The organism is Acinetobacter sp. P37 (assembly GCF_057480965.1).
Genome location: NZ_JBLIYY010000020.1, coordinates 43,224 through 63,240 on the forward strand (window position 1 = coordinate 43,224; position 20,017 = coordinate 63,240).

Sequence of the window (20,017 nt, forward strand, 5' to 3'; positions counted from 1 at the left end):
TGACGTCTCAATTATTATGCATATCACGCGTTTACATGTAGAACGTGTTCGAAATTTAAAGACGGTTGCACTCTCAGGGTTGCAGCCGTTTAATGTCTTTTATGGGCAAAATGGTTCAGGTAAAACGTCTGTATTAGAAGCAGTACATTTGCTGGCAACTGGACGTTCTTTTCGAACCCATATTCCGAAAAACTATATTCAAAATAATAGCCCTGACGCTGTTGTCTTTGCGCAGTCTGCAACAGACCGCATTGGTATGCAAAAAATGCAGTCGGGCGAGCATGTGATTAAAGTCAATGGCGACCTAGTGGGGACACAAGGGCAGTTGGCTAAGATTTTACCGCTACAACTCATCGATCCACAAAGTACGGATATTATTGATCATGGTGCGAAGCCACGACGTCAACTTTTAGATTGGTTGATGTTCCACGTGGAACCAGAGTTTTACCATACATGGCAATATTATGCACGGGCATTAAAACAACGGAATAGTTTGCTGAAATCACGACGTCATTTGAGTTTGTCTGACTTAGAACCGTGGAACAAAATGCTCAGTGACTATGGTGAGATATTACATAGTCTACGCAGCAATGTGGTGGAACAGTGGACTCGATATTTCCAACAAGATCTTGAAGCATTATTGCCTGATTTAACAGTGACATTGGAATATAGTGCAGGCTTTCATGCTGAAACAGGACTGCTGAATGATCTGACCAATCAGCACTTTAAAGACTGCGAACGTGGCTATACTGAGTATGGTCCGCACCGTGCAGATTTAAGGTTAAAAACTGCTATGGGGGATGCTGATGTTGTGCTCTCACGTGGGCAAAAAAAGTTATTGATCATGGCGTTAAAACTGTCACAGATTGCAATGCTACATGCTTGTAATAAGGAAACTGTGGTATTATTAGATGATCTGACAGCAGAATTAGATTTAACCGCACAACAGCGTTTAATTGAGCGTTTAAGCCATCTTGGTAGTCAAGTTTTTATTACCACTTTAGACCATGATTCAGTGCAAAAACACTTACATGATTTATCTATTTCTTATCAATTATTCAAAGTTGAAAATGGTACGGTGCAGGCTGTTGTGCAATGAAATACCACCTTTGGATAGACCTATTTTTCACTAGGGAGAAACCATGAGTTCAGAAGATCAAGCTGCTTCTCAAACAGAACAAACCATAGAAAAAGCTTATGATTCCTCTAGCATCAAAGTATTACGTGGTCTAGACGCTGTACGTAAGCGTCCGGGCATGTATATTGGTGATACTGACGATGGTACTGGCCTACACCACATGGTGTTTGAAGTTGTCGATAACTCAATTGATGAAGCGTTGGCAGGTCATTGTGACGAAATTCAAGTCACCATTCATGAAGATGAATCTGTAAGCGTATCGGATAACGGCCGTGGTATTCCTACCGACATTCACCCAGAAGAAGGTGTTTCTGCAGCAGAAGTGATTTTGACGATTCTGCATGCGGGCGGTAAATTTGACGATAACAGCTATAAAGTTTCAGGCGGTCTACACGGTGTAGGTGTATCCGTGGTGAATGCGCTTTCAAGTAAGCTCGAATTAACCATTCATCGTGCGGGTCAAATCCACCAGCAAGAATATAAACACGGTGATTCCGTGTATCCATTAAAGGTGGTGGGTGAGACAGATCGTACAGGTACACGTATACGTTTCTGGCCAAGTGCTGAAACCTTCAGTCAAACGATTTTTAATGTCGATATTTTGGCGCGTCGTTTACGTGAATTATCGTTCCTGAATGCAGGTGTACGAATTGTGCTACGTGACGAACGTATCAATTTAGAGCACGTTTATGACTATGAAGGTGGTTTGTCTGAGTTTGTAAAATATATTAACCAAGGCAAAACCCATCTGAATGATATCTTCCACTTTACTACTCAAGCCGATAATGGCATTGGTGTAGAAGTTGCATTGCAGTGGAATGATTCTTATCAGGAAAATGTTCGTTGCTTTACCAATAACATTCCACAAAAAGATGGTGGTACGCATTTAGCGGGTTTCCGTGCTGCATTAACTCGTGGCTTAAACAGCTACATGGAAAGCGAAAACTTACTCAAAAAAGAGAAAGTGGCGGTTTCTGGTGATGATGCACGTGAAGGTTTAACTGCAATTGTTTCGGTGAAAGTGCCTGATCCAAAATTCTCTTCGCAAACCAAAGAAAAATTGGTGTCGAGCGAAGTGAAAACTGCGGTTGAGCAAGCAATGAATAAATCGTTCTCTGAATATCTTTTAGAGAACCCCCAAGCCGCTAAATCGATTGCAGGCAAAATTATTGATGCAGCCCGTGCGCGTGATGCAGCGCGTAAAGCACGTGAAATGACTCGTCGTAAGAGTGCGCTTGATATTGCAGGCCTGCCAGGTAAATTGGCCGATTGTCAGGAAAAAGATCCTGCGTTGTCTGAACTTTACTTAGTCGAAGGTGACTCTGCGGGTGGTTCTGCAAAACAGGGCCGTAACCGTAAGATGCAAGCGATTTTGCCGCTGAAAGGTAAAATCCTCAACGTGGAACGTGCACGTTTTGACAAGATGATTTCTTCTCAAGAAGTGGGAACACTGATTACCGCTTTAGGTTGTGGTATTGGCCGTGAGGAATATAACCCAGATAAACTGCGTTATCACAAAATCATCATCATGACCGATGCCGACGTCGATGGTTCGCACATTCGTACGCTACTATTGACTTTCTTCTTCCGTCAAATGCCAGAACTTGTGGAACGTGGATATATTTATATTGCACAGCCACCGTTGTATAAGCTGAAAAAAGGCAAGCAAGAACAGTACATTAAAGATAATGATGCACTTGAGACTTACTTGATTTCAAATGCAATTGATGAGCTTGAATTACACATCAGTGCAGAAGCACCTGCCATTCGTGGTGAGGCTTTAGCGGGTGTGATTGCGGATTATCAAACCTCTCAAAAGAGTTTGCATCGTCTGACTGTACGTTATCCTGCAAGTGTGTTGGATGGTTTATTGGCAGTAGAAGGCTTTAAGTTAGATCAAGCAAATAACCAAGACTATGTACAGACTTGGGGTGAGCAACTACGTGCCAATATTGAGAAAACTCAGCCTAGCCTACGTCCTGAATTAAGCTTAGAAACGTTTGAGCATGAAGATACTGAAGGCAATAAGTCAGCGACCTATTTCCCGCGTATTACCATCTATGTTCATAATTTACCGCACCAATACTTGTTAGATTCAGGTCTATTGGGTTCAGGTGAATATGCGCGTTTACTCAAAAATTCGAAGAGTTGGTTCACATTGTTGGAAGAAGGTGCTTACCTACAAAAAGGCGAGCGCAAAATTCCAGTGAGCAGCTTCCATCAGGTTTGGCAAAACATCTTACAAGACTCACGCCGTGGCATGATGATTCAGCGCTATAAAGGTTTGGGTGAGATGAATGCTGAGCAGCTTTGGGAAACCACGATGGATCCTGAGAACCGTAACATGCTGCAAGTAACGGTACAGGATGCGATTGAAGCTGATCGTATGTTCTCTTGCTTGATGGGTGATGATGTGGAACCACGTCGTGCCTTCATTGAAGAAAATGCGTTAAATGCGGATATTGATGCCTAAATTCTGATTACAGAATCATTCAAAAAAGCACTCTTGGGAGTGCTTTTTTTTATGCTATCTTAAATAAAATTGAATATTAAATCGCCAATTTGTGTTTTATAAAATTGACTTATTCTGATGCTAAGCTCAAATCAAATTGAACTTAGCAGCTAAAAATAAGAGGTCTATATATGATGGACAATCAACTTGAACACATTCGTGACATCTGGGTAAATGCATTTTTTACCGGAAATTATACCGTTTTAGCCGAATACGAAGATGAGCACTTTAAGGTGGTTTATGAGCAAGACGGGCGTGTCGAAAGTAATTATGTCCGCTATGAACGTATTGCACATGCAGTGAAGAATGGGGTTTGGAAACCACAAAAACCAGACGTAGAATTTGAAGAATATGAGTTTAATCGTGACCAAACTGAGTGCAAAATTTTAATTGGTTTAGCCGAAACACAGCAGCAAATACAGGAAATCTGGCATTTTGATCAGACCTGGAAAATACAAGAATTACGTTTTTTAAAGGCAAAAAAAGCCCATCCTTCTGCCTTATCTTAAACAATAAAAAGTTTAAATTGATGTCGTGAATGGAGATAAAATGCATCCATCTTGCAAATGTGGATAAGTTTTGTGAATTTTCACATTTAATAGTGTTCAACATCAAAGTCATTTATAATTGTGGATAACATCATTTAAAAATATTTATCCACAAAAAGGTGGTTCGATATTTTGAATTTAAAAAATAAAAATGAATTTAAAACTAAGATTTGAATTTAAAAATGACTTTTATGGATAACTGCGGCAATGAGTTTGATGTGAAGTATTTTTTTTGAATTCATTTACAAAATTAGGGTAAAAGCGATCGCTCAATTTTTAGATTCTTTCTGCATAGAAATGCCTTAACGATGCAATAACCAGTTGGATATGAACATTCGATTTTTTAAATATTTTTTAGATTTATAGCGTGATTATTATTGTGAAGTATAAATAAAAAATCGCCGTGGAACATTTAAATTTCACGGCGATTGATTTTTTGAGCTTAAGTTAGGTTTTCTTAATAATGCCAATCTAGGGTTTTGACTTTTAAATTAAGCCTCAAAACTACTTTCCATTTCTTCTAATTCCATCATTAATTCAAGCATTTGCTCTTCGACAGATTCAAGTTTGGCTTTTAATTCTGTTTGCTCATTCATTAGTTTGAGTAAGTCATCTTTACGACTGGCTTCATATAAAGCACTGTCTGCCAATAATTCCTCGATTTCGTTTAAGCGTGGCTGAATTTTGCTGATTTGCGCTTCATTTTTTTCAATGTTTTTACGAATCGGGCGGGTCAATTCACGCTGACGTGCAGCTTCTTTACGCTGCGCTTCTTTATCGACTTTGGAAATCGTCGGTTTAGTTTCAACTTGAGATTTGATGGGAATAGGGGCTTGTTGGCTATTTTTCATCATGTCGATTCGCGCTTGACGCAGCCAATCGGCATAAGCCACGAGGTCACCATCAAATTCGCGACATTTCCCATGATGTACCAACAATAATTCGTCACAAACGCTGGCAATCAATTGACGTTCATGCGAAACCAAAACCACAGCACCTTCAAAATCTTGCAGCGCCATTGTTAGAGCATGACGCATATCAAGGTCTAAATGGTTGGTCGGTTCATCTAGAATTAAAACATTGGGGCGCTGCCAAACAATCAAAGCCAAAGCCAATCGTGCTCGTTCACCGCCTGAAAAGCCTTCACTTGGCGTATCCATGCGTTCGCCACTAAAACCAAAGCTACCTAAGAATGAACGTAATGCCGCTTCACTGACTTTTTTGTCAGCGATTCGAGATAATTGCAACATCGGGCTGGCATTGCCATCTAAAGCATCCATTTGATGCTGTGCAAAATAGCCAATATTCAACAGTTCAGAGGCTTTGCGCGTCCCTTGTAATAAAGGAAGGTCACCAACTAAGGATTTAATTAAGGTTGATTTACCCGCACCATTCATCCCGAGTAAACCAATACGACTGTTTGGGGTAATCTGTAAATTCACATTGGTGGCAATCAGTTTGTCACCATAGCCAATGTCGACATGTTCCATTTGTAACAGTGGTGAGCTCATTTTGGTTGGCTCACGGAAACTAAAGGTAAATGGCGTATCGACATGCGCGGCAGAAAGTTCCTGCATGCGTTCTAATTGTTTAATACGGCTTTGAGCCTGCTTAGCTTTAGTCGCTTTGGCTTTAAAACGGTCAATAAATTTTTGGAGATGCGCACGAGTTTCGAGTTGTTTCTCATAGGCTTGTTGTTGTTGTGCCAAGCGCTCAGAACGGGTACGTTCAAAGGTTGAATAGTTACCGGTGTAAAGCGTCAGCTCTTGATTTTCGATGTGTAAAATATGATCAGTCACCGCATCTAAGAAATCACGGTCATGTGAAATTAAGATCAGTGTGCCTTCATAAGCTTTTAACCAATCTTCTAACCACAAAATCGCATCCAAGTCTAAGTGGTTGGTTGGTTCATCGAGTAATAAAAGGTCAGAGCGGCTCATCAGGGTACGTGCAAGGTTTAAACGCATACGCCAACCACCTGAAAAGCTTGAAACATTGAGCTGGGACTGATGTTCAAAGAAACCCAGGCCGGCCATCAGCTGTGAGGCTTTGGATGGAGCTGTATAGCCATGGATTTCATCAAATCGGCCATATAAGTGTGCCAGCGCTTCATTGTCTAATTGTTCTGGATGTTCAAGTTTATGTTGTATATCCCAATATTCTTCATCGCCTGATAGAACGAAATCAATCGCTTTCATATCGAGTGCTTTGATTTCTTGTGCCATATGAGCGACGGTCCATACCGCAGGACGAGTTAATGAACCACCATCAGATTCCATTCCACCTAAAAGCGCAGAAAAAAGAGTGGATTTACCCGCACCATTTACACCGGTTAAGCCGATTTTCCAGCCTGGATGCAATTGCATAGATGCTTTTTGAAATAAAACACGCCCACCGCGACGAATGGAAAGTTGGTCTAACTGAATCATGGAACTAACTAAACAAGAAGAATGTGGGGCTATTCTAATGGATGGCTTTGCAAAAGAAAAAACAAAGCATCGCAACCATCTGAAAAAATGTGACAGATTCCACGTATTTAGGTATATTGAAAGGGCTATAGTATTAAAAAAATATTTCAAGTTGTTGTTTTAAATGGATTAATAAAACATATTGGGAATATAAGAAATGAGAAAAGGAATTTTAATTTTATCGCTTCTTTCAGGTGTGATGTCTGCACAAAGCTATGCCAATCAGAAGGTTTGTGTGTTCGATTTACTTGGAAAAGCGGGGGAATCTTATAAGCTGATGGAAGAGTGGTCTCTGGCCAGTAAGGCATGGGGAGCACAAGTTCAACTGATTTCATATCAAGATGAATCCAAAGTCGATAAAGATTTTAAAGAAGGGAAATGTGACGCGTTTTATATGACCTCGATGCGGGCACGTGCGTATAACAAATTTGCCGGTTCGATTGATGCCATTGGCGGTGTACCGAACAATATCATCGCACAAAAAGCCATTACCTATGTCTTAGATAAACGGAACAGTAAACGACTGATTAGCAATCTAGGCAAAGATAGTTATGAAGTGGCAGGGATCGGGCAAATTGGTTCAGCCTACATTTTTGTCCGTGATCGCAATATCAATAATTTAGAAAAAGCTGAAGGTAAAAAATTTGCCATTTTGCATTATGATTATGCGCAAAAAGTGATGGTAGACCGTGTTGGCGCTGTGCCAGTGATGTCAGAAATTTCTAATTTTATTCGCAAGTTTAATCAGGCCGAAGTTGAAATTGTGGCTGCGCCAGCTTATGCCTTTAAGCCACTCGAAATTTCAAAAGGCTTAGGCACTACCGGGGCGATGGTGAATTTTCCTGTGGTGAATGTCACGGCAGACCTGATTATTCGTAATAATAAATTCCCAGAAGGTTTTGCTGAACCTTCTCGGCAATGGTTTGTTAAGCAATTACCAAAAAGTTTTGCCATGGTGAAACGTATGGAAGCTGAAATTCCTGCCAAATATAAGATGAATCTCAGCAAAGATGATCAGTTGAAGTATCAGAAAATATTGCGTGAAGGACGGATGGATTTAACCAAACAAGGGATCTATGACTCCACTATGATGACGGTACTGAAAAAAGCCCGTTGTACGATTGAGCGAACCAATTTTGAGTGTTCAGTGGCGGGTGAATAAGCTTTTTTCTGTATTTCTTTGTAAATTTTGATGCAATCGCTGTAAATGTAAAAAGCCATTTTTGGAAAGATAAGATGATGATTATATTTATAATTTTACTTCATATAAAAAGTGATATACATCACAGAAAAACAGAATATGCCAAAATGACATAAATAAATGGAGTAAATGCTCTATTTTTTTTAAATTAACTTGCTTAATATCGGGCTTGTGTAAGGACACCTCTGAACCATAAAAAGATTTGAAAGGAAAATAGAATGAAAAAAACGCTCCTATCATTGGCTACGTTTGCTGCAATTGGCTTTGCTGGTTCGGCTCAGGCAGCAAAAGTAGATATCTGTGTATTTGACTTACTAGGTAAGTCAGGCGAGTCATATCAAATGGCTCAGGAATGGGCGCTTGCAGCAAAAGGCTGGGGTGCTGAAATTAACTTAATTCCGCGTCAAGACGAAGCAGTAGCTGACAATGACTTTAAAGCGGGTAAATGTGACGGTGTATTTATGACGGCGATGCGTGCCCGTCAGTACAATAAATTTGCAGGCTCTATTGATGCGCTGGGTGGCGCACCGAGCAATGCGATTGCACAACGTGCGATTACCTTTGCATTAGACCAACGTAATGCTGCAAAAATGGTCAGCAATCTAGGTGGTAAGAAATACGAAGTGGCGGGTATTGCCCCACTAGGTTCAGCATTCATCTTTGTCAAAGACAAAAAAATTGACTCAATTGAAAAAGCAGCAGGTAAAAAGTTTGCAGTTTTAGGCTATGATGAAGCACAAAAAATCATGGTGCAACGTGTCGGCGCTCAAGCTGTGATTTCAGATGTATCTAACTTTGTGGCGAAGTTTAATAATGGTCAGGTAGATATGGTGGGTGCGCCTGCATATGCCTACAAACCATTAGAGATCTATAAAGGTTTAGGTACCAATGGTGCGATGTTTAACTTCCCAGTTTTACAAGTGACTGCGGACTTTATTATTCGTCCTGATCAGTTTCCTGCAGGCTTTGGTCAAAAATCACGTGATTGGTTTGTGAAACACTTACCGAAGAGTATCGCGATGATTAACCGTCTAGAAGCAGGTATTCCTGCGAAATATAAACTGAACTTAAGTGCAGAAGATAAAACCAAATATCAAAAATTACTGCGTGAAGGTCGTATGGATATGACGAAGCGTGGCATTTACGATGCAGGCATGATGTCTGTTTTGAAAAAGGCACGTTGCTCTGTCGATAAAGCCAATTTTGAATGTTCACTTGGCGGCGAATAAGCTGATATTTAAAGAAAAAAGCCTGGATTTATCCAGGCTTTTTTTTGCAAATTTATAGGTCATTCTCGCCATTGAGTGAGCAAAATATTCAGGTAATCTAAATTCAAATCGAGGGCTGTGAGTCAATTGAATCGAACTCAGCATGACCCAAAATTCAAAAAATGGTTAAAAAACAAAAACAGTAAAAAAACAAGGAAAGTCAGTATGAAACAATGGACAAAGGCATTGAGCGTTGCTGCTGCATTAATGACGGTAAATGGTGTAGTTCAAGCGAAGCAAGTGGTATGTGTATTTGATTTGGTTGGTAAAAATGGTGATGTTTTTACCCTGATGAAAGATTATCAATTGGCGGCAAAAAACTGGGGCGCAGACATTGAGCTCCGCGTCGGTCAAAATGAAGCGGTGATTGCAGAAGATTTTAAAGCTGGTAAATGTGATGGGATCAGTGTTACTGGTATGCGTGGTCGCCAATTCAATAATTTTACTGGTTCTTTAGATGCCATTGGTGCGATTCCAGATTTGAAATTGGCCGTAAAAGTTATGCAAGGTCTTGCAAGTCCAACATTTGCTAAGAGCATGGTCAATAGTAAATATGAAGTGGCAGGTGTGATACCTGTTGGTGATGCCTATCTGTTAGTGAATGACCGAAGTATTAATACTGTCGCTAAAGCCGCAGGTAAAAAAATTGCGGTGCTTGACTACGATGAAGCACAGAAAATTATGGTGCAGCAGGTCGGGGCTCAAGCGGTCAGTGCCGATGTAACCAATTTTGGCGCTAAATTTAACAATGGTCAGGTAGATATAATTGGGGCACCTGCTGCGGTGTTCAAACCATTAGAATTACATAAAGGTTTAGGCAGCAAAGGCGCAATTGTCAATTATCCAATTTTACAAGTCACGGGAAATATTATTATTCGCCCAGATAAATTCCCAGCGGGGGTATGGGCAAAAATCACGTGATTGGGTCAAAACACAATTACCTCGTGCATTCACGATATTAGGCAAAATGAAGTCAGAAATTCCAGCCAAATATTGGATGGATGTTCCAACAGCAGACAAAGCTGGCTATCAAAAAATGATGCGTGAAGCGCGTATCGATTTGACTAAACGTGGTATCTACGACAAGCGAATGATGAAACTATTATGGCAATTCCGCTGTAAACAAGACCCTAAAAACTTCGAATGCGCATTACAGGAAGAAAACTATAAATAAGTTTTAAATGAATCTTGAGAAAAATACTCTGATTTAACTTTAAACTGTGAAGACTGACCATATATTGAGTATGTTATACTTGAAATATGGTCTTTTCTTTTTAAAGACACCCCAATGACTCAGAGGAATCCATCATGAATGCTCAAGCACTTGTGCTGACTGACAATGCTGCCAATAAAGTACGCCAATTGCGTGAGAGTGAAGGTAATCAAGACCTTATGTTACGTGTATATGTGACTGGTGGTGGTTGTTCAGGTTTCTCATATGGGTTTAATTTTGCTGAAAGCCAAAACGAAGATGATGCTGAATTTATCAATGGTGATGTGAAGATGCTGGTTGATTCACTGAGCTATCAATATTTAGTTGGTTCAACAGTCGACTATATTGAAGGTCTTGAAGGTTCTCGATTTGTGGTTCAAAACCCGAATGCGACAACCACGTGTGGATGTGGATCTTCATTCTCGATCTAATCGCGATGATGAATTGAGCCATAAAAAAGCCCTCATTTAGAGGGCTTTTTTAATGTTTAAAATCGATATTAGGCTTCAAATTTTAGTGCTTCTAATAGATCTAAAATTACGGTAGTCACGTCTTGAGTCAATTGATAATTATTAAAAATTTCATATGCCGTAATGGTGACATCGGTATCACTCGGAAGCAGGCGTTGTTCTTCTTCGATGAGGTCACGGATCGGCAATAGGGTTTGTTTGACCTGTAAATGCAAGACATCTTTAAACTCAAGATTTTCGTCTTCGAGCTCAATTAATTGCTCATTAAAAAAGGGTAAAAGTACCGCATGGAGATAAGGTTGAATGTCTGTAATATCAAAAATCTCAATATCACGGGTTTGTTCAATCGTGCTGATGTGGTCATTCACTTCAATTAAGATATGGTAGTAACTCACATTGCTCTCCACGGAAGATGTCATTGATATAAGGGGATTATTGCAGATCAACAATAACATGAAATGCTGATTTTTGTTGGTGAATCCTGCAATATCCTTATAAATTGTATGGTTTTTTTTGCTCAGGGTATTCTAACGATAATATAGTAAGCCTTGGTCTGCTGGCATCAGTTTAAAGTTTTCTAATTGTTGCGCGCCTAAGATTGGGTACATTAATGCAGCAGGGTCATTATGGTGAGATAAGCCGAGAGCATGTCCGAGTTCGTGGGCAAGGGTAAGGCGTAAATCATTTTCGGCATCAAATTGATAAATCTGAATCTGATCGCCCATAAAGACACCTTTATGAAACTCTCGAGCAGGAAAGCGCTGACTGGCTTGTATCACGCCTGCATTATATTGATCGATTTGCTGGTTATAGCTTAAGACTTGTTGGTTAAATTGATCATTTTGCTGATTAAATCGATCTATTTCTTGGTCTAATTGCATCGCTTGTGCTTTAACTTGCTCAAGTTCTCTTTCAACGCGTTGCATATTGGGGCCTTGTGCATGCTCGATTTGGTTCCAGTTCATACGTTCTTGCGACAGCTGTGCGATTTCCGCACGAATCATGGCTTGTTTTGATCGGAGCTGTTGCTCATCCATCTCCAGCCCTTTTCTCGAATTTGCTAAGTTCTCGGCATATAAATCATTACGGGCTTTATCTGCGGCTAAGGTCTTTTGAACTTGCTTATAGGCATTGTATTGTTCTTGGCGATCATCATAAATTAGATGGATCGCCAGTTGTGCATTTGGGTCATAGATAAATAACGGTTTGAGTGTCCCTTTATGCCATATCTCTGCGGCTTCTTGGCTAAGTTGAATGACTTGTTGTTGGCTTAATCCAAAACGTGGATCGACATCAGCAACCCGATAACGCAGTCGGGTATCGAGAGGGTGTAAAAGTCGATCTGAAATTGAATTAAATTTCAGTTGAGGATGCTGCTTGGTTTGATAGATCCACCAAGTACTCAAAACGATGACAACAATAATTAAAATCAAACGCATAGCGTCGCAAAACTTGATTATATTACATTAATTTAACTGAAATTTAGCGCTATGGAAATCGAAGTTTAGATCGATGGTGAGTCGAGAAGAATGTGGCTGTTTGAACGTTTGCGTGTTATTTGAATATTGCCTGATGCAGATAAAATCATCCACAAAAAAAAACCGCGCTTTCGCGCGGTTTTTTTGAGCTTTGAAAGACTCAGTTAAAGCGACAAATTATTTTTTGTCATCTTTCACTTCAGTGAACTCAGCATCTACAACGCCGTCATCTGCTTTTTGAGCTTGACCTTCAGCGCCTTGGAAAGCGTTAGGATCAAAACCTTCAGCACCGCCTTGACCTTGTGCAGCTTCATAAGCACGTTGAGTGATCGGCATAATGATGTTTTGAAGTGCTTCAGTTTTCGCTTTGATTGCATCTACATCGTTTTCTTTAGTCGCTGCTTCGAGCTCAGCTACAGCAGCATCGATTGCAGATTTCTCATCAGCAGTTACCTGTTCGCCAAGATCTTTTACTGCTTTTTGAGCAGAAGAAACAAGTGCATCAGCTTCGTTACGTGCTTTCGCTAATTCTTCAAATTTACGATCTTCTTCAGCATTCGCTTCAGCATCTTTGATCATCGCTTCAATTTCAGCATCGCTCAAACCAGAGTTAGCTTTAATTTGAATTGATTGCTCTTTACCTGTGCTCTTATCTTTTGCAGATACTTTCAAGATACCATCAGCGTTGATGTCAAATGATACTTCAATTTGTGGTACACCACGTGGAGCAGGTGGAATATCGCCCAATTGGAAGTTACCCAACAATTTGTTTTGTTGAGCCATTTTACGTTCACCTTGGTAAACTGAAATGTCTACAGCTGGTTGGTTGTCTGCAGCAGTTGAGAACACTTGAGATTTCTTCGCAGGAATCGTCGTGTTTTTCTCAATGATCGCTGTTAACACGCCACCCATTGTTTCAATACCAAGTGTAAGCGGAGTTACGTCAAGAAGAAGTACGTCAGTTTTATCACCTGAAAGTACTGCACCTTGAATCGCAGCACCCATCGCTACAGCTTCATCTGGGTTCACGTCTTTACGTGGCTCACGGCCGAAGAACTCTTGTACTTTTTGTTGTACAAGTGGCATACGAGACTGACCACCCACCAAGATTACGTCAGAGATGTCAGAGGTTGAAAGACCTGCATCTTTAAGTGCAATCTTACATGGTTCAATTGTACGAGCAACCAATTCAGCAACTAAACCTTCAAGTTTAGAGCGAGTCACGTTGATCACTAAGTGTTTAGGACCAGTCGCATCTGCTGTGATGTATGGAAGGTTGATTTCTGTTGCATTCGAAGAAGAAAGCTCGATTTTTGCTTTTTCAGCAGCTTCTTTTAAACGTTGAAGTGCAAGCGGATCTTGTTTCAAGTTTACGCTTTGTTCTTTCTTGAACTCTTCAACCAAGTATTCAATTAACGCATTATCGAAGTCTTCACCACCAAGGAATGTATCACCGTTTGTAGATAACACTTCGATTTGTTGGTCGCCATCAAGGTCAGCGATTTCAATGATTGATACGTCGAAAGTACCACCACCTAAGTCGTAAACCGCAACTTTACGGTCGCCTTCTTTTTTGTCCATACCGAACGCAAGTGCAGCAGCTGTTGGTTCGTTGATGATACGTTTAACATCTAAACCAGCAATTTTACCTGCATCTTTAGTCGCTTGACGTTGAGCATCGTTAAAGTACGCAGGAACAGTAATTACCGCTTCAGTTACTGTTTCACCAAGGTAGTCTTCAGCTGTTTTTTTCATCTTTTTCAAGATTTCAGCAGAGATTTGTTGTGGTGCAAGTTTCTTGTCGTTTACATCTACCCAAGCATCGCCATTGTCAGCTTTGATGATTTTGTAAGGTACAAGGCCGATATCTTTTTGCACAGCTTGGTCTTGGTACTTACGACCGATCAAACGTTTGATTGCAAATAATGTGTTTTTAGGGTTAGTCACTGCTTGACGCTTAGCAGATTGACCGACAAGGATCTCGCCGTCTTTATACGCAATAATAGATGGGGTTGTACGAGCGCCTTCAGCGTTGTCGATTACTTTTACTTTGTCGCCTTCAAGTACTGCTACGCAAGAGTTTGTAGTACCTAAGTCAATACCAATGATTTTCGCCATTTGGATGTTTCCTCTAAAATTCTTTTACGATGTTTTCGCTTGTTATCCGATATGAGAGCCAATCAAAAATTTTCAAGTAATATTGGTTAAAATTTTTAATTCGTCTCAGAAAATTTGTCTTTATGCACCAACCATAACCATAGCAGGGCGTAATAGGCGACCGTTTAAACTATAGCCTTTTTGCAATACTGTTCCGATTTCATTCGATTTGGCATTTGGATCGATGCCCACAGCTTGGTGAAGATCTGCATTGAAACCATTTGCAGTATCCACAGCAACCACACCAAATTTCTCTAAAGTGCTGAGCAATGATTTCAGTGTAAGTTCTACACCTTCAGATAAACCTGATTTTTCATCACCTGCCGCAGCAATCGCGCGTTCAAGGTTATCAACTGACTCAAGCAATTGTTTTGCAAATTTTTCCAGCACAGTATCTTTATGCTTTTCAGATTCGCGTTGAATGCGCTCTACACTTTTTTGCGCTTCATATACGGCATTTGCAGTACGTGCTTTTTCAAGTTTTAAGCTTTCTTCTAAATTAGTGATTTGTGCTTGTAAATCTTCAACTGAAACTTCAGCTTGCTCGTTTTCAGCTTGAGTTTGCTGTTCTGCTTGCTCTTGTTGAAGATCTTGAGCGTCTTGGTTTTGCTCAGTCGCCATTGATTTACTCCGTTTAAATGGGTTCTTAAACATGTTCAGTCCTTATAGCTGTGCGTTCAAACGACATCGATGCGTAACTGCCATGCGTTTTGAATTCATGATTAATAAAAGAAATCGGGGCAGGGTATAAAAATTCAAGCGAAGACAGCGATTAAATGCAATTTTTTATTCAAATAAATGGTTTTTCAGCCAAATATCGACTGCAAAATTAAATTCTATGAAAATATAAATTATTGATTTGAATGTATAATCATATTTTGATCGGATTTATAGATTTTCATCATAAATTTTAACGGTTTCTCTTTGTGCTTGAAAATTTGCATAATTTATCTATCGGAAGTGACCATATCCACTGGAGAGAGGGATATGGTGACTACCTCTAGATTTTAGAAACACTTTTCCATGCGGATTTCCCAAGAATCAGCATTTTTTTTTGCCTCAAAAAATAGTGGTTAATATTTATACATAAAAACTCTTAGTATCAGTTTTATTAAATATTTCACAAAAAATGATCAGCACAGTATTCTTTGTTTCAGATTCTATCGCTGTAGTTTCTTAATTTATTTCAAATGTGTTTTTCATGGCCTGCTTCTCTCATAAGCAGGCTTTTTTTTGCATGAAATTTATAAAAACAGCCACTTAAGTAACTGAGTTGCAAGTTTTGTTGGACTTTGTTGTATTCAAAAGCTGTGATCACGCTTTATTCAAAATCATTTATATTTATTTTTTTAATAAAAAACAAAGCACTTGAGTTAAAAAAATGATGTAAAGCCTTAAAATGAAAGAAAACCGCCTAATTAATAAAACATTTCATAAGCTGTACCGTGCCTCGTACAAAGTACAACTCAGAAGGTGGGAACTTCACAGAATTTTTTTCCATTATGACTCGGGCAAAGTTGAGCTTTGCTTTTAATGATTCAATGAAGGAAATAATGAAGATGAAAAAAATTGGTTTATTCGCTGTCGCAGTTTTAGGTTTTGGTTTAGCTGCGGTGGGTTGTACTTCTCAAGAAACTGTAGAATCTCCGGAAACCGCACAAGTAACGTCTGCAACTGAAGCATCTGTAACAACAGAGCAATCGGGTGCTGTGGTTCAAGCAGATCCATCAGCTCAAGGTGCTGAAGTTCAATCTGCGCCTGCACCACAACCTACAGTTCAGCAATAAGATTGTTTAATGCTCTCTGACCTGTAACAACAGGCAGTCAAGAATAGACAGAAGATAGGATGCCTCTTCTGTCTATTCTTTTTCTATTGCTTTTTTTACCTATTCTATTTTTAGTGAACGAAAAAAAAGCCCATCATGTAGATGAGCTTTTTACTTTTAACCGATCTGCAAAAACAACAATTAACGGCGATTTTCCCACGCGCGACGACGTTCTTCAGCCGCTTTACGTTGTTGATCTGATGCCTTTCTTAAATCTTGAAAATTTTTTTTGCGCTCTTGCTCAATTTGTTTTCTACGATCTTGACTGGCTTTACGGCGCTGTTCTTCTAAGCGCTGACGCTCTTTGCTAACTTTTTGACGATCTTGTTCAGCACGTTTACGACGTTCAGCTTCAGAGTATTTACGCTGTTGTTCTAGACGTTGACGTTCGAGTTCGTTTTTACGACGATCCCACTCTTGTTGATTTTTACGATTTTGTTCCCAGTTACGCTGGTCAAGTTGCTGCTTTCTACGTTCGAGCTCTAAACGATTACGTTGTTGTTGCTGACGTTCCCATGTACGGCGGTCTTGTTCATAACGACTGTCGTAACGGCGATCATAACGATTGTCATAGCGTCGATCATTATGATCATAACGTTGATCATAACGTCCATCGTAGTAACCATCTTCAGGGAATGCTACGCAGCCTACAGCCAAAAAAGCAGTCGCAAAAGACAGAAGGATGATCTTTTTAGCCATGGTGAGTATCCTTTATCGAGAATGGGTTAGCATAATCAACCCATAAAACTTGGGTAAATTGTCAATGACAACTCTATAAAAGAAGATTAGCTTAACTAGGTCTGTACTATGTATGTCGATGTTGAGACTTATATGTGAATATGGTCACATTTGACCTAGATCATGTAGAAAGTATGAAGAGCATAATTCGAAGGATAGAGCATGTTTGCATTGAATGAATCACTTAAAAATATGAAAGATAAAGGCCAAGGTACGGCTGCTCGGTTACTTGATCGTCTTCCTAACTTTGCCAAAGAAAGCCTCGCAAAACGTCTCGATTATCCGTTTATTTTTCCAGAATTAGATCCGCTGGTGAAATGCATGATGGCGGCTCAACTCAAGCAAGGTAAGTCAGGCTTTGTGACCGAAGACTATGTGAAGTCTCGTAAATTATTTGATTTACAGATGGAGTCGATCAAGACCAAGCCGACCTTTGTGAAACAAGTGCAAGATATACGTCTACCTTTACAAAGTGCTACGCTGTTTGCGCGTCATTATCATCCTGCTCCAAATAAAAAATTACCGATGATCGTGTTCTATCACGGTGGTGGTTTTGTGGTGGGTGGTCTAGACACGCATGATGAAGTTTGTCGTTTATTGGCCGTGCATGCCAAAGCACAAGTTTTAAGTATTGATTATCCACTCACGCCAGAGGCCAGCCCAGCTCAATTAATGCAAAGTTGTGAAGATGCCTTGGCTTGGACTTATCAAAATAGTCGTCAGTTTAAAATTCTAAAAAATCGAATTGCGGTGGCAGGGGATAGTGCAGGCGGCAATATTGCTACCGCAGTTGCGCAGCGCAGTGCTCAGAAAGTTTTTGCCCCGCAAGCTCAGCTATTAATTTATCCTGTGGTGGATTTCAAAAGTCGCCACCCATCTTTCTATGCTTATAAAGATGGTTTGGTTCTGACTGAAAAAGATATTGATGTCGTAACGGCTTTATATGCGAAACAACATGCAGTGGCCTTAGATGATCCATTAATTTCACCAACCTATGGAAAATTGGCAGGTATCGCACCTGCGTATATCGTGACGGCAGGGCATGACGTTTTACATGACGAAGGTGAAATTTATTCGCATAAACTCCGTCAGCAAGGGGTAAAAGTGTTTTATCAAGAATATACCGATCAAACCCATGGTTTTATCAATTTAACTCCGGTTTCGCACCGAGCTAAAAAATACGTGATTGAGATCAGTACGAAGTTCCGTAAATTTTGGGATAAACGTAGTTAATCATTCCTTTATATAAAGTAAACCCAGTGTTTCACGTGAAACACTGGGTTTTTATTTATTGGGTTATTTATCTTGGATTTTTGCAGCAGGAAAAACGAGGCTAAATTCGGGGACATAAAAGCTTTGCAATAATCGTGCTTCAGAAAAATTTGGAAAAATGTCCTGTGTGTTGTGCCATTCTACCTGTTTCAGTTTAGATAGCCGTCCGCGAAACTTCGGTGAAAATTGATAGCGCTTACCTTCCCACGCTTGTCTGATTTGCAACATCGCTGCTGGGATATGATGACTATTAATATAGAAAGAACGCTGTAAACGTGATTTTTTTAAACGGATCTGCATCTTTTGTTGTTCAACTTCTATAGTACAGACCACTTCATTGTCATGTTGTTGCCATTCAAACTTTGCCAACTCTTTAGGAATACCCCAGAGTTTTTGGCCATGAATGACAGAGATATCTGTCGAAACATAAATCTTAGGTATCGAACTTAACCTTTTCTTACTCCATAAAGGGTGATCTAAAATCAGCAATTCGTCATAAGGACCCACAGGCGAATCATGGTATCGGACCAATAACACCTGAACCATACGACCCAAAGGTGATGTCGCTAAACGGAACATCTGCGCTTGTTGGATAAAACTCGGAGAGATCCAATAATTTAAAATAAAAGCATCGCCACGCAGTTGCCAAGGCGGTAAATGTGTCAATGGAGCGTCCGACGATATTATTTGCGTCATCATTGTTCTCGTTTTAATAATGGCAGAATAATTACTTTTTAATCATCAAAGACTAATATACAGTCAATAACAAGTACGAGATCAACCAGAAGAGTTAGCAAATGTTAAAACAGATTTTATTTACAGCAGCACTTGGCTGTGTGAGCTTAAGCAGTTTTGCTGCCAATACTATTGTCGAAATGAAAACCTCTCAGGGCAATATTGAAATTGAGCTATTCAATGACAAGGCACCTATCTCAGCTAAAAACTTTGAAAGCTATGCAAAAGAAAAATTTTATAACGGCACGATCTTTCATCGTGTGATTCCTGGATTTATGGTTCAGGGTGGGGGCATGGATGTCAAAATGCAGGAGAAGCCAACAAAAGCGGCTATTAAGAATGAATCTAGTAATGGCTTGAGCAATAAGCGCGGCACATTGGCAATGGCACGGATGAATCATCCTGATTCAGCAAGCAGTCAGTTCTTTATTAATGTTGCAGACAATGACTTTCTCAATAAAAGTGCAATGAATGCGGGATATGCTGTTTTTGGTAAGGTTACTAAAGGTATGGATATCGTCGATAAAATCGTAAAAGTTCCAACTGCGAACTATGGAATGCACCAGAATGTTCCTGTAAACCCAGTGGTTATACAGAGTGTGGTGATTAAAGCAGCACCTCAAAAAAACTAAGCACACAAAATAGGAAAAATATTTTACATGATATTTGTAATAAATATCATGTATTTATGTGAATAAAGTGTGTTTTTTGAACCATAATGGTGCATAAAAATAAAACACTCGTGTTTTTTGTGAGTGAAAAGCACTTGCACGTGTAAGAAATTGCCCTATAATGAGCACCATACCGACGAGATAGACGGAAACGAACGAAACGCGAAGCGTTGAGTTGTTAAGTTTATCGAAGTCCAGCTTCTAGCATTGACGAGATGTTAGAAAGATCATTAAGAGATTATGAAGAACAACTTGTGTGGATTTTTACTGATTGATTGATCGAAATTATTTTCATTGATTGATGGTAGAAATTACTCGAAGT

At 39.7% G+C, this 20,017-nt stretch carries 16 protein-coding genes and 1 pseudogene; 10 read left to right on the forward strand and 7 right to left on the reverse strand.

The genetic code is table 11. The annotated features are described in order from the left end of the window. Positions 1-16: 16 nt before the first annotated feature. The 3 genes from recF to AC25JC_RS15160 all read left to right on the forward strand — a co-directional run bounded on the left by recF (position 17) and on the right by AC25JC_RS15160 (position 4,159). Positions 17-1,099, forward strand: coding sequence for a DNA replication/repair protein RecF (gene recF / locus AC25JC_RS15150; protein WP_486924355.1), 1,083 nt, complete (start codon positions 17-19; stop codon positions 1,097-1,099). 43 nt (positions 1,100-1,142) lie between these two features. Then, a complete protein-coding gene (gyrB, locus tag AC25JC_RS15155) occupies positions 1,143-3,611 on the forward strand; it encodes a DNA topoisomerase (ATP-hydrolyzing) subunit B (protein WP_078194446.1) in 2,469 nt (822 codons plus the stop codon). Positions 3,612-3,781: 170 nt separating this feature from the next. Then, positions 3,782-4,159, forward strand: coding sequence for a hypothetical protein (locus AC25JC_RS15160; RefSeq protein ID WP_078189504.1), 378 nt, complete (start codon positions 3,782-3,784; stop codon positions 4,157-4,159). Between the two features lie 530 nt (positions 4,160-4,689). On the opposite strand, the gene AC25JC_RS15165 is transcribed toward AC25JC_RS15160, so the two are convergent. Then, complete coding sequence (locus AC25JC_RS15165) at positions 4,690-6,627, reverse strand: ATP-binding cassette domain-containing protein (protein ID WP_486924356.1); 1,938 nt, start codon at positions 6,625-6,627, stop codon at positions 4,690-4,692. A gap of 196 nt (positions 6,628-6,823) precedes the next feature. Between AC25JC_RS15165 and AC25JC_RS15170 the strand changes: the two genes are divergently transcribed. The 4 genes and pseudogenes from AC25JC_RS15170 to erpA all read left to right on the forward strand — a co-directional run bounded on the left by AC25JC_RS15170 (position 6,824) and on the right by erpA (position 10,779). Beyond that, positions 6,824-7,828, forward strand: coding sequence for a putative solute-binding protein (locus AC25JC_RS15170; protein ID WP_486924357.1), 1,005 nt, complete (start codon positions 6,824-6,826; stop codon positions 7,826-7,828). A 257-nt stretch (positions 7,829-8,085) separates the two neighbouring features. Beyond that, entirely contained in the window at positions 8,086-9,096 is a 1,011-nt protein-coding gene (locus AC25JC_RS15175; RefSeq protein WP_078194442.1) for a putative solute-binding protein, read from the forward strand. A 246-nt stretch (positions 9,097-9,342) separates the two neighbouring features. After that, positions 9,343-10,309, forward strand: a pseudogene (locus AC25JC_RS15180) (putative solute-binding protein). A gap of 134 nt (positions 10,310-10,443) precedes the next feature. Next, positions 10,444-10,779 (forward strand): iron-sulfur cluster insertion protein ErpA, encoded by a 336-nt coding sequence (gene erpA, locus AC25JC_RS15185; RefSeq protein ID WP_078194440.1) that lies wholly within the window; start codon positions 10,444-10,446, stop codon positions 10,777-10,779. Between the two features lie 68 nt (positions 10,780-10,847). Here erpA and AC25JC_RS15190 read toward each other — a convergent pair whose 3' ends face one another. The 4 genes from AC25JC_RS15190 to grpE all read right to left on the reverse strand — a co-directional run bounded on the left by AC25JC_RS15190 (position 10,848) and on the right by grpE (position 15,074). Next, the gene (locus AC25JC_RS15190) at positions 10,848-11,225 is read right to left on the reverse strand and encodes a hypothetical protein (RefSeq protein ID WP_171263823.1); all 378 of its coding nucleotides are present in this window, start codon (positions 11,223-11,225) and stop codon (positions 10,848-10,850) included. Positions 11,226-11,345: 120 nt separating this feature from the next. Further along, positions 11,346-12,257, reverse strand: a complete 912-nt coding sequence (locus AC25JC_RS15195; RefSeq protein ID WP_486924358.1) for a matrixin family metalloprotease — start codon at positions 12,255-12,257, stop codon at positions 11,346-11,348. 216 nt (positions 12,258-12,473) lie between these two features. Then, complete coding sequence (gene dnaK / locus AC25JC_RS15200; RefSeq protein ID WP_078194438.1) at positions 12,474-14,414, reverse strand: molecular chaperone DnaK; 1,941 nt, start codon at positions 14,412-14,414, stop codon at positions 12,474-12,476. A 120-nt stretch (positions 14,415-14,534) separates the two neighbouring features. After that, a complete protein-coding gene (gene grpE, locus AC25JC_RS15205) occupies positions 14,535-15,074 on the reverse strand; it encodes a nucleotide exchange factor GrpE (protein ID WP_111885723.1) in 540 nt (179 codons plus the stop codon). A gap of 938 nt (positions 15,075-16,012) precedes the next feature. On the opposite strand from grpE, the gene AC25JC_RS15210 reads away from it, so the two are divergent. After that, the gene (locus AC25JC_RS15210) at positions 16,013-16,240 is read left to right on the forward strand and encodes a hypothetical protein (RefSeq protein WP_228144800.1); all 228 of its coding nucleotides are present in this window, start codon (positions 16,013-16,015) and stop codon (positions 16,238-16,240) included. A 180-nt stretch (positions 16,241-16,420) separates the two neighbouring features. Here AC25JC_RS15210 and AC25JC_RS15215 read toward each other — a convergent pair whose 3' ends face one another. Next, the gene (locus tag AC25JC_RS15215) at positions 16,421-16,978 is read right to left on the reverse strand and encodes a hypothetical protein (protein WP_486924359.1); all 558 of its coding nucleotides are present in this window, start codon (positions 16,976-16,978) and stop codon (positions 16,421-16,423) included. A gap of 201 nt (positions 16,979-17,179) precedes the next feature. On the opposite strand from AC25JC_RS15215, the gene AC25JC_RS15220 reads away from it, so the two are divergent. After that, positions 17,180-18,250 (forward strand): alpha/beta hydrolase, encoded by a 1,071-nt coding sequence (locus AC25JC_RS15220; protein WP_249683376.1) that lies wholly within the window; start codon positions 17,180-17,182, stop codon positions 18,248-18,250. A gap of 63 nt (positions 18,251-18,313) precedes the next feature. Here the strand turns inward: AC25JC_RS15220 and AC25JC_RS15225 are convergent, their stop codons facing one another. Beyond that, entirely contained in the window at positions 18,314-18,985 is a 672-nt protein-coding gene (locus AC25JC_RS15225) for an acetoacetate decarboxylase family protein (protein WP_486924360.1), read from the reverse strand. Positions 18,986-19,086: 101 nt separating this feature from the next. Between AC25JC_RS15225 and AC25JC_RS15230 the strand changes: the two genes are divergently transcribed. Continuing rightward, positions 19,087-19,656 (forward strand): peptidylprolyl isomerase, encoded by a 570-nt coding sequence (locus AC25JC_RS15230; RefSeq protein WP_486924361.1) that lies wholly within the window; start codon positions 19,087-19,089, stop codon positions 19,654-19,656. The last annotated feature ends 361 nt before the right edge of the window (positions 19,657-20,017 follow it).

Excerpts from the sequence above, each read along its gene's own strand:
- AC25JC_RS15225 (WP_486924360.1), bottom strand. The coding sequence starts at position 18,985 with ATGACGCAAATAATATCGTCGGACGCTCCATTGACACATTTACCGCCT.
- dnaK (WP_078194438.1), bottom strand. The coding sequence starts at position 14,414 with ATGGCGAAAATCATTGGTATTGACTTAGGTACTACAAACTCTTGCGTA.
- gyrB (WP_078194446.1), top strand. The coding sequence starts at position 1,143 with ATGAGTTCAGAAGATCAAGCTGCTTCTCAAACAGAACAAACCATAGAA.
- AC25JC_RS15165 (WP_486924356.1), bottom strand. The coding sequence starts at position 6,627 with ATGATTCAGTTAGACCAACTTTCCATTCGTCGCGGTGGGCGTGTTTTA.
- AC25JC_RS15210 (WP_228144800.1), top strand. The coding sequence starts at position 16,013 with ATGAAAAAAATTGGTTTATTCGCTGTCGCAGTTTTAGGTTTTGGTTTA.
- AC25JC_RS15175 (WP_078194442.1), top strand. The coding sequence starts at position 8,086 with ATGAAAAAAACGCTCCTATCATTGGCTACGTTTGCTGCAATTGGCTTT.
- recF (WP_486924355.1), top strand. The coding sequence starts at position 17 with ATGCATATCACGCGTTTACATGTAGAACGTGTTCGAAATTTAAAGACG.
- grpE (WP_111885723.1), bottom strand. The coding sequence starts at position 15,074 with ATGGCGACTGAGCAAAACCAAGACGCTCAAGATCTTCAACAAGAGCAA.
- erpA (WP_078194440.1), top strand. The coding sequence starts at position 10,444 with ATGAATGCTCAAGCACTTGTGCTGACTGACAATGCTGCCAATAAAGTA.
- AC25JC_RS15170 (WP_486924357.1), top strand. The coding sequence starts at position 6,824 with ATGAGAAAAGGAATTTTAATTTTATCGCTTCTTTCAGGTGTGATGTCT.
- AC25JC_RS15195 (WP_486924358.1), bottom strand. The coding sequence starts at position 12,257 with ATGCGTTTGATTTTAATTATTGTTGTCATCGTTTTGAGTACTTGGTGG.
- AC25JC_RS15160 (WP_078189504.1), top strand. The coding sequence starts at position 3,782 with ATGATGGACAATCAACTTGAACACATTCGTGACATCTGGGTAAATGCA.
- AC25JC_RS15215 (WP_486924359.1), bottom strand. The coding sequence starts at position 16,978 with ATGGCTAAAAAGATCATCCTTCTGTCTTTTGCGACTGCTTTTTTGGCT.
- AC25JC_RS15220 (WP_249683376.1), top strand. The coding sequence starts at position 17,180 with ATGTTTGCATTGAATGAATCACTTAAAAATATGAAAGATAAAGGCCAA.
- AC25JC_RS15230 (WP_486924361.1), top strand. The coding sequence starts at position 19,087 with ATGTTAAAACAGATTTTATTTACAGCAGCACTTGGCTGTGTGAGCTTA.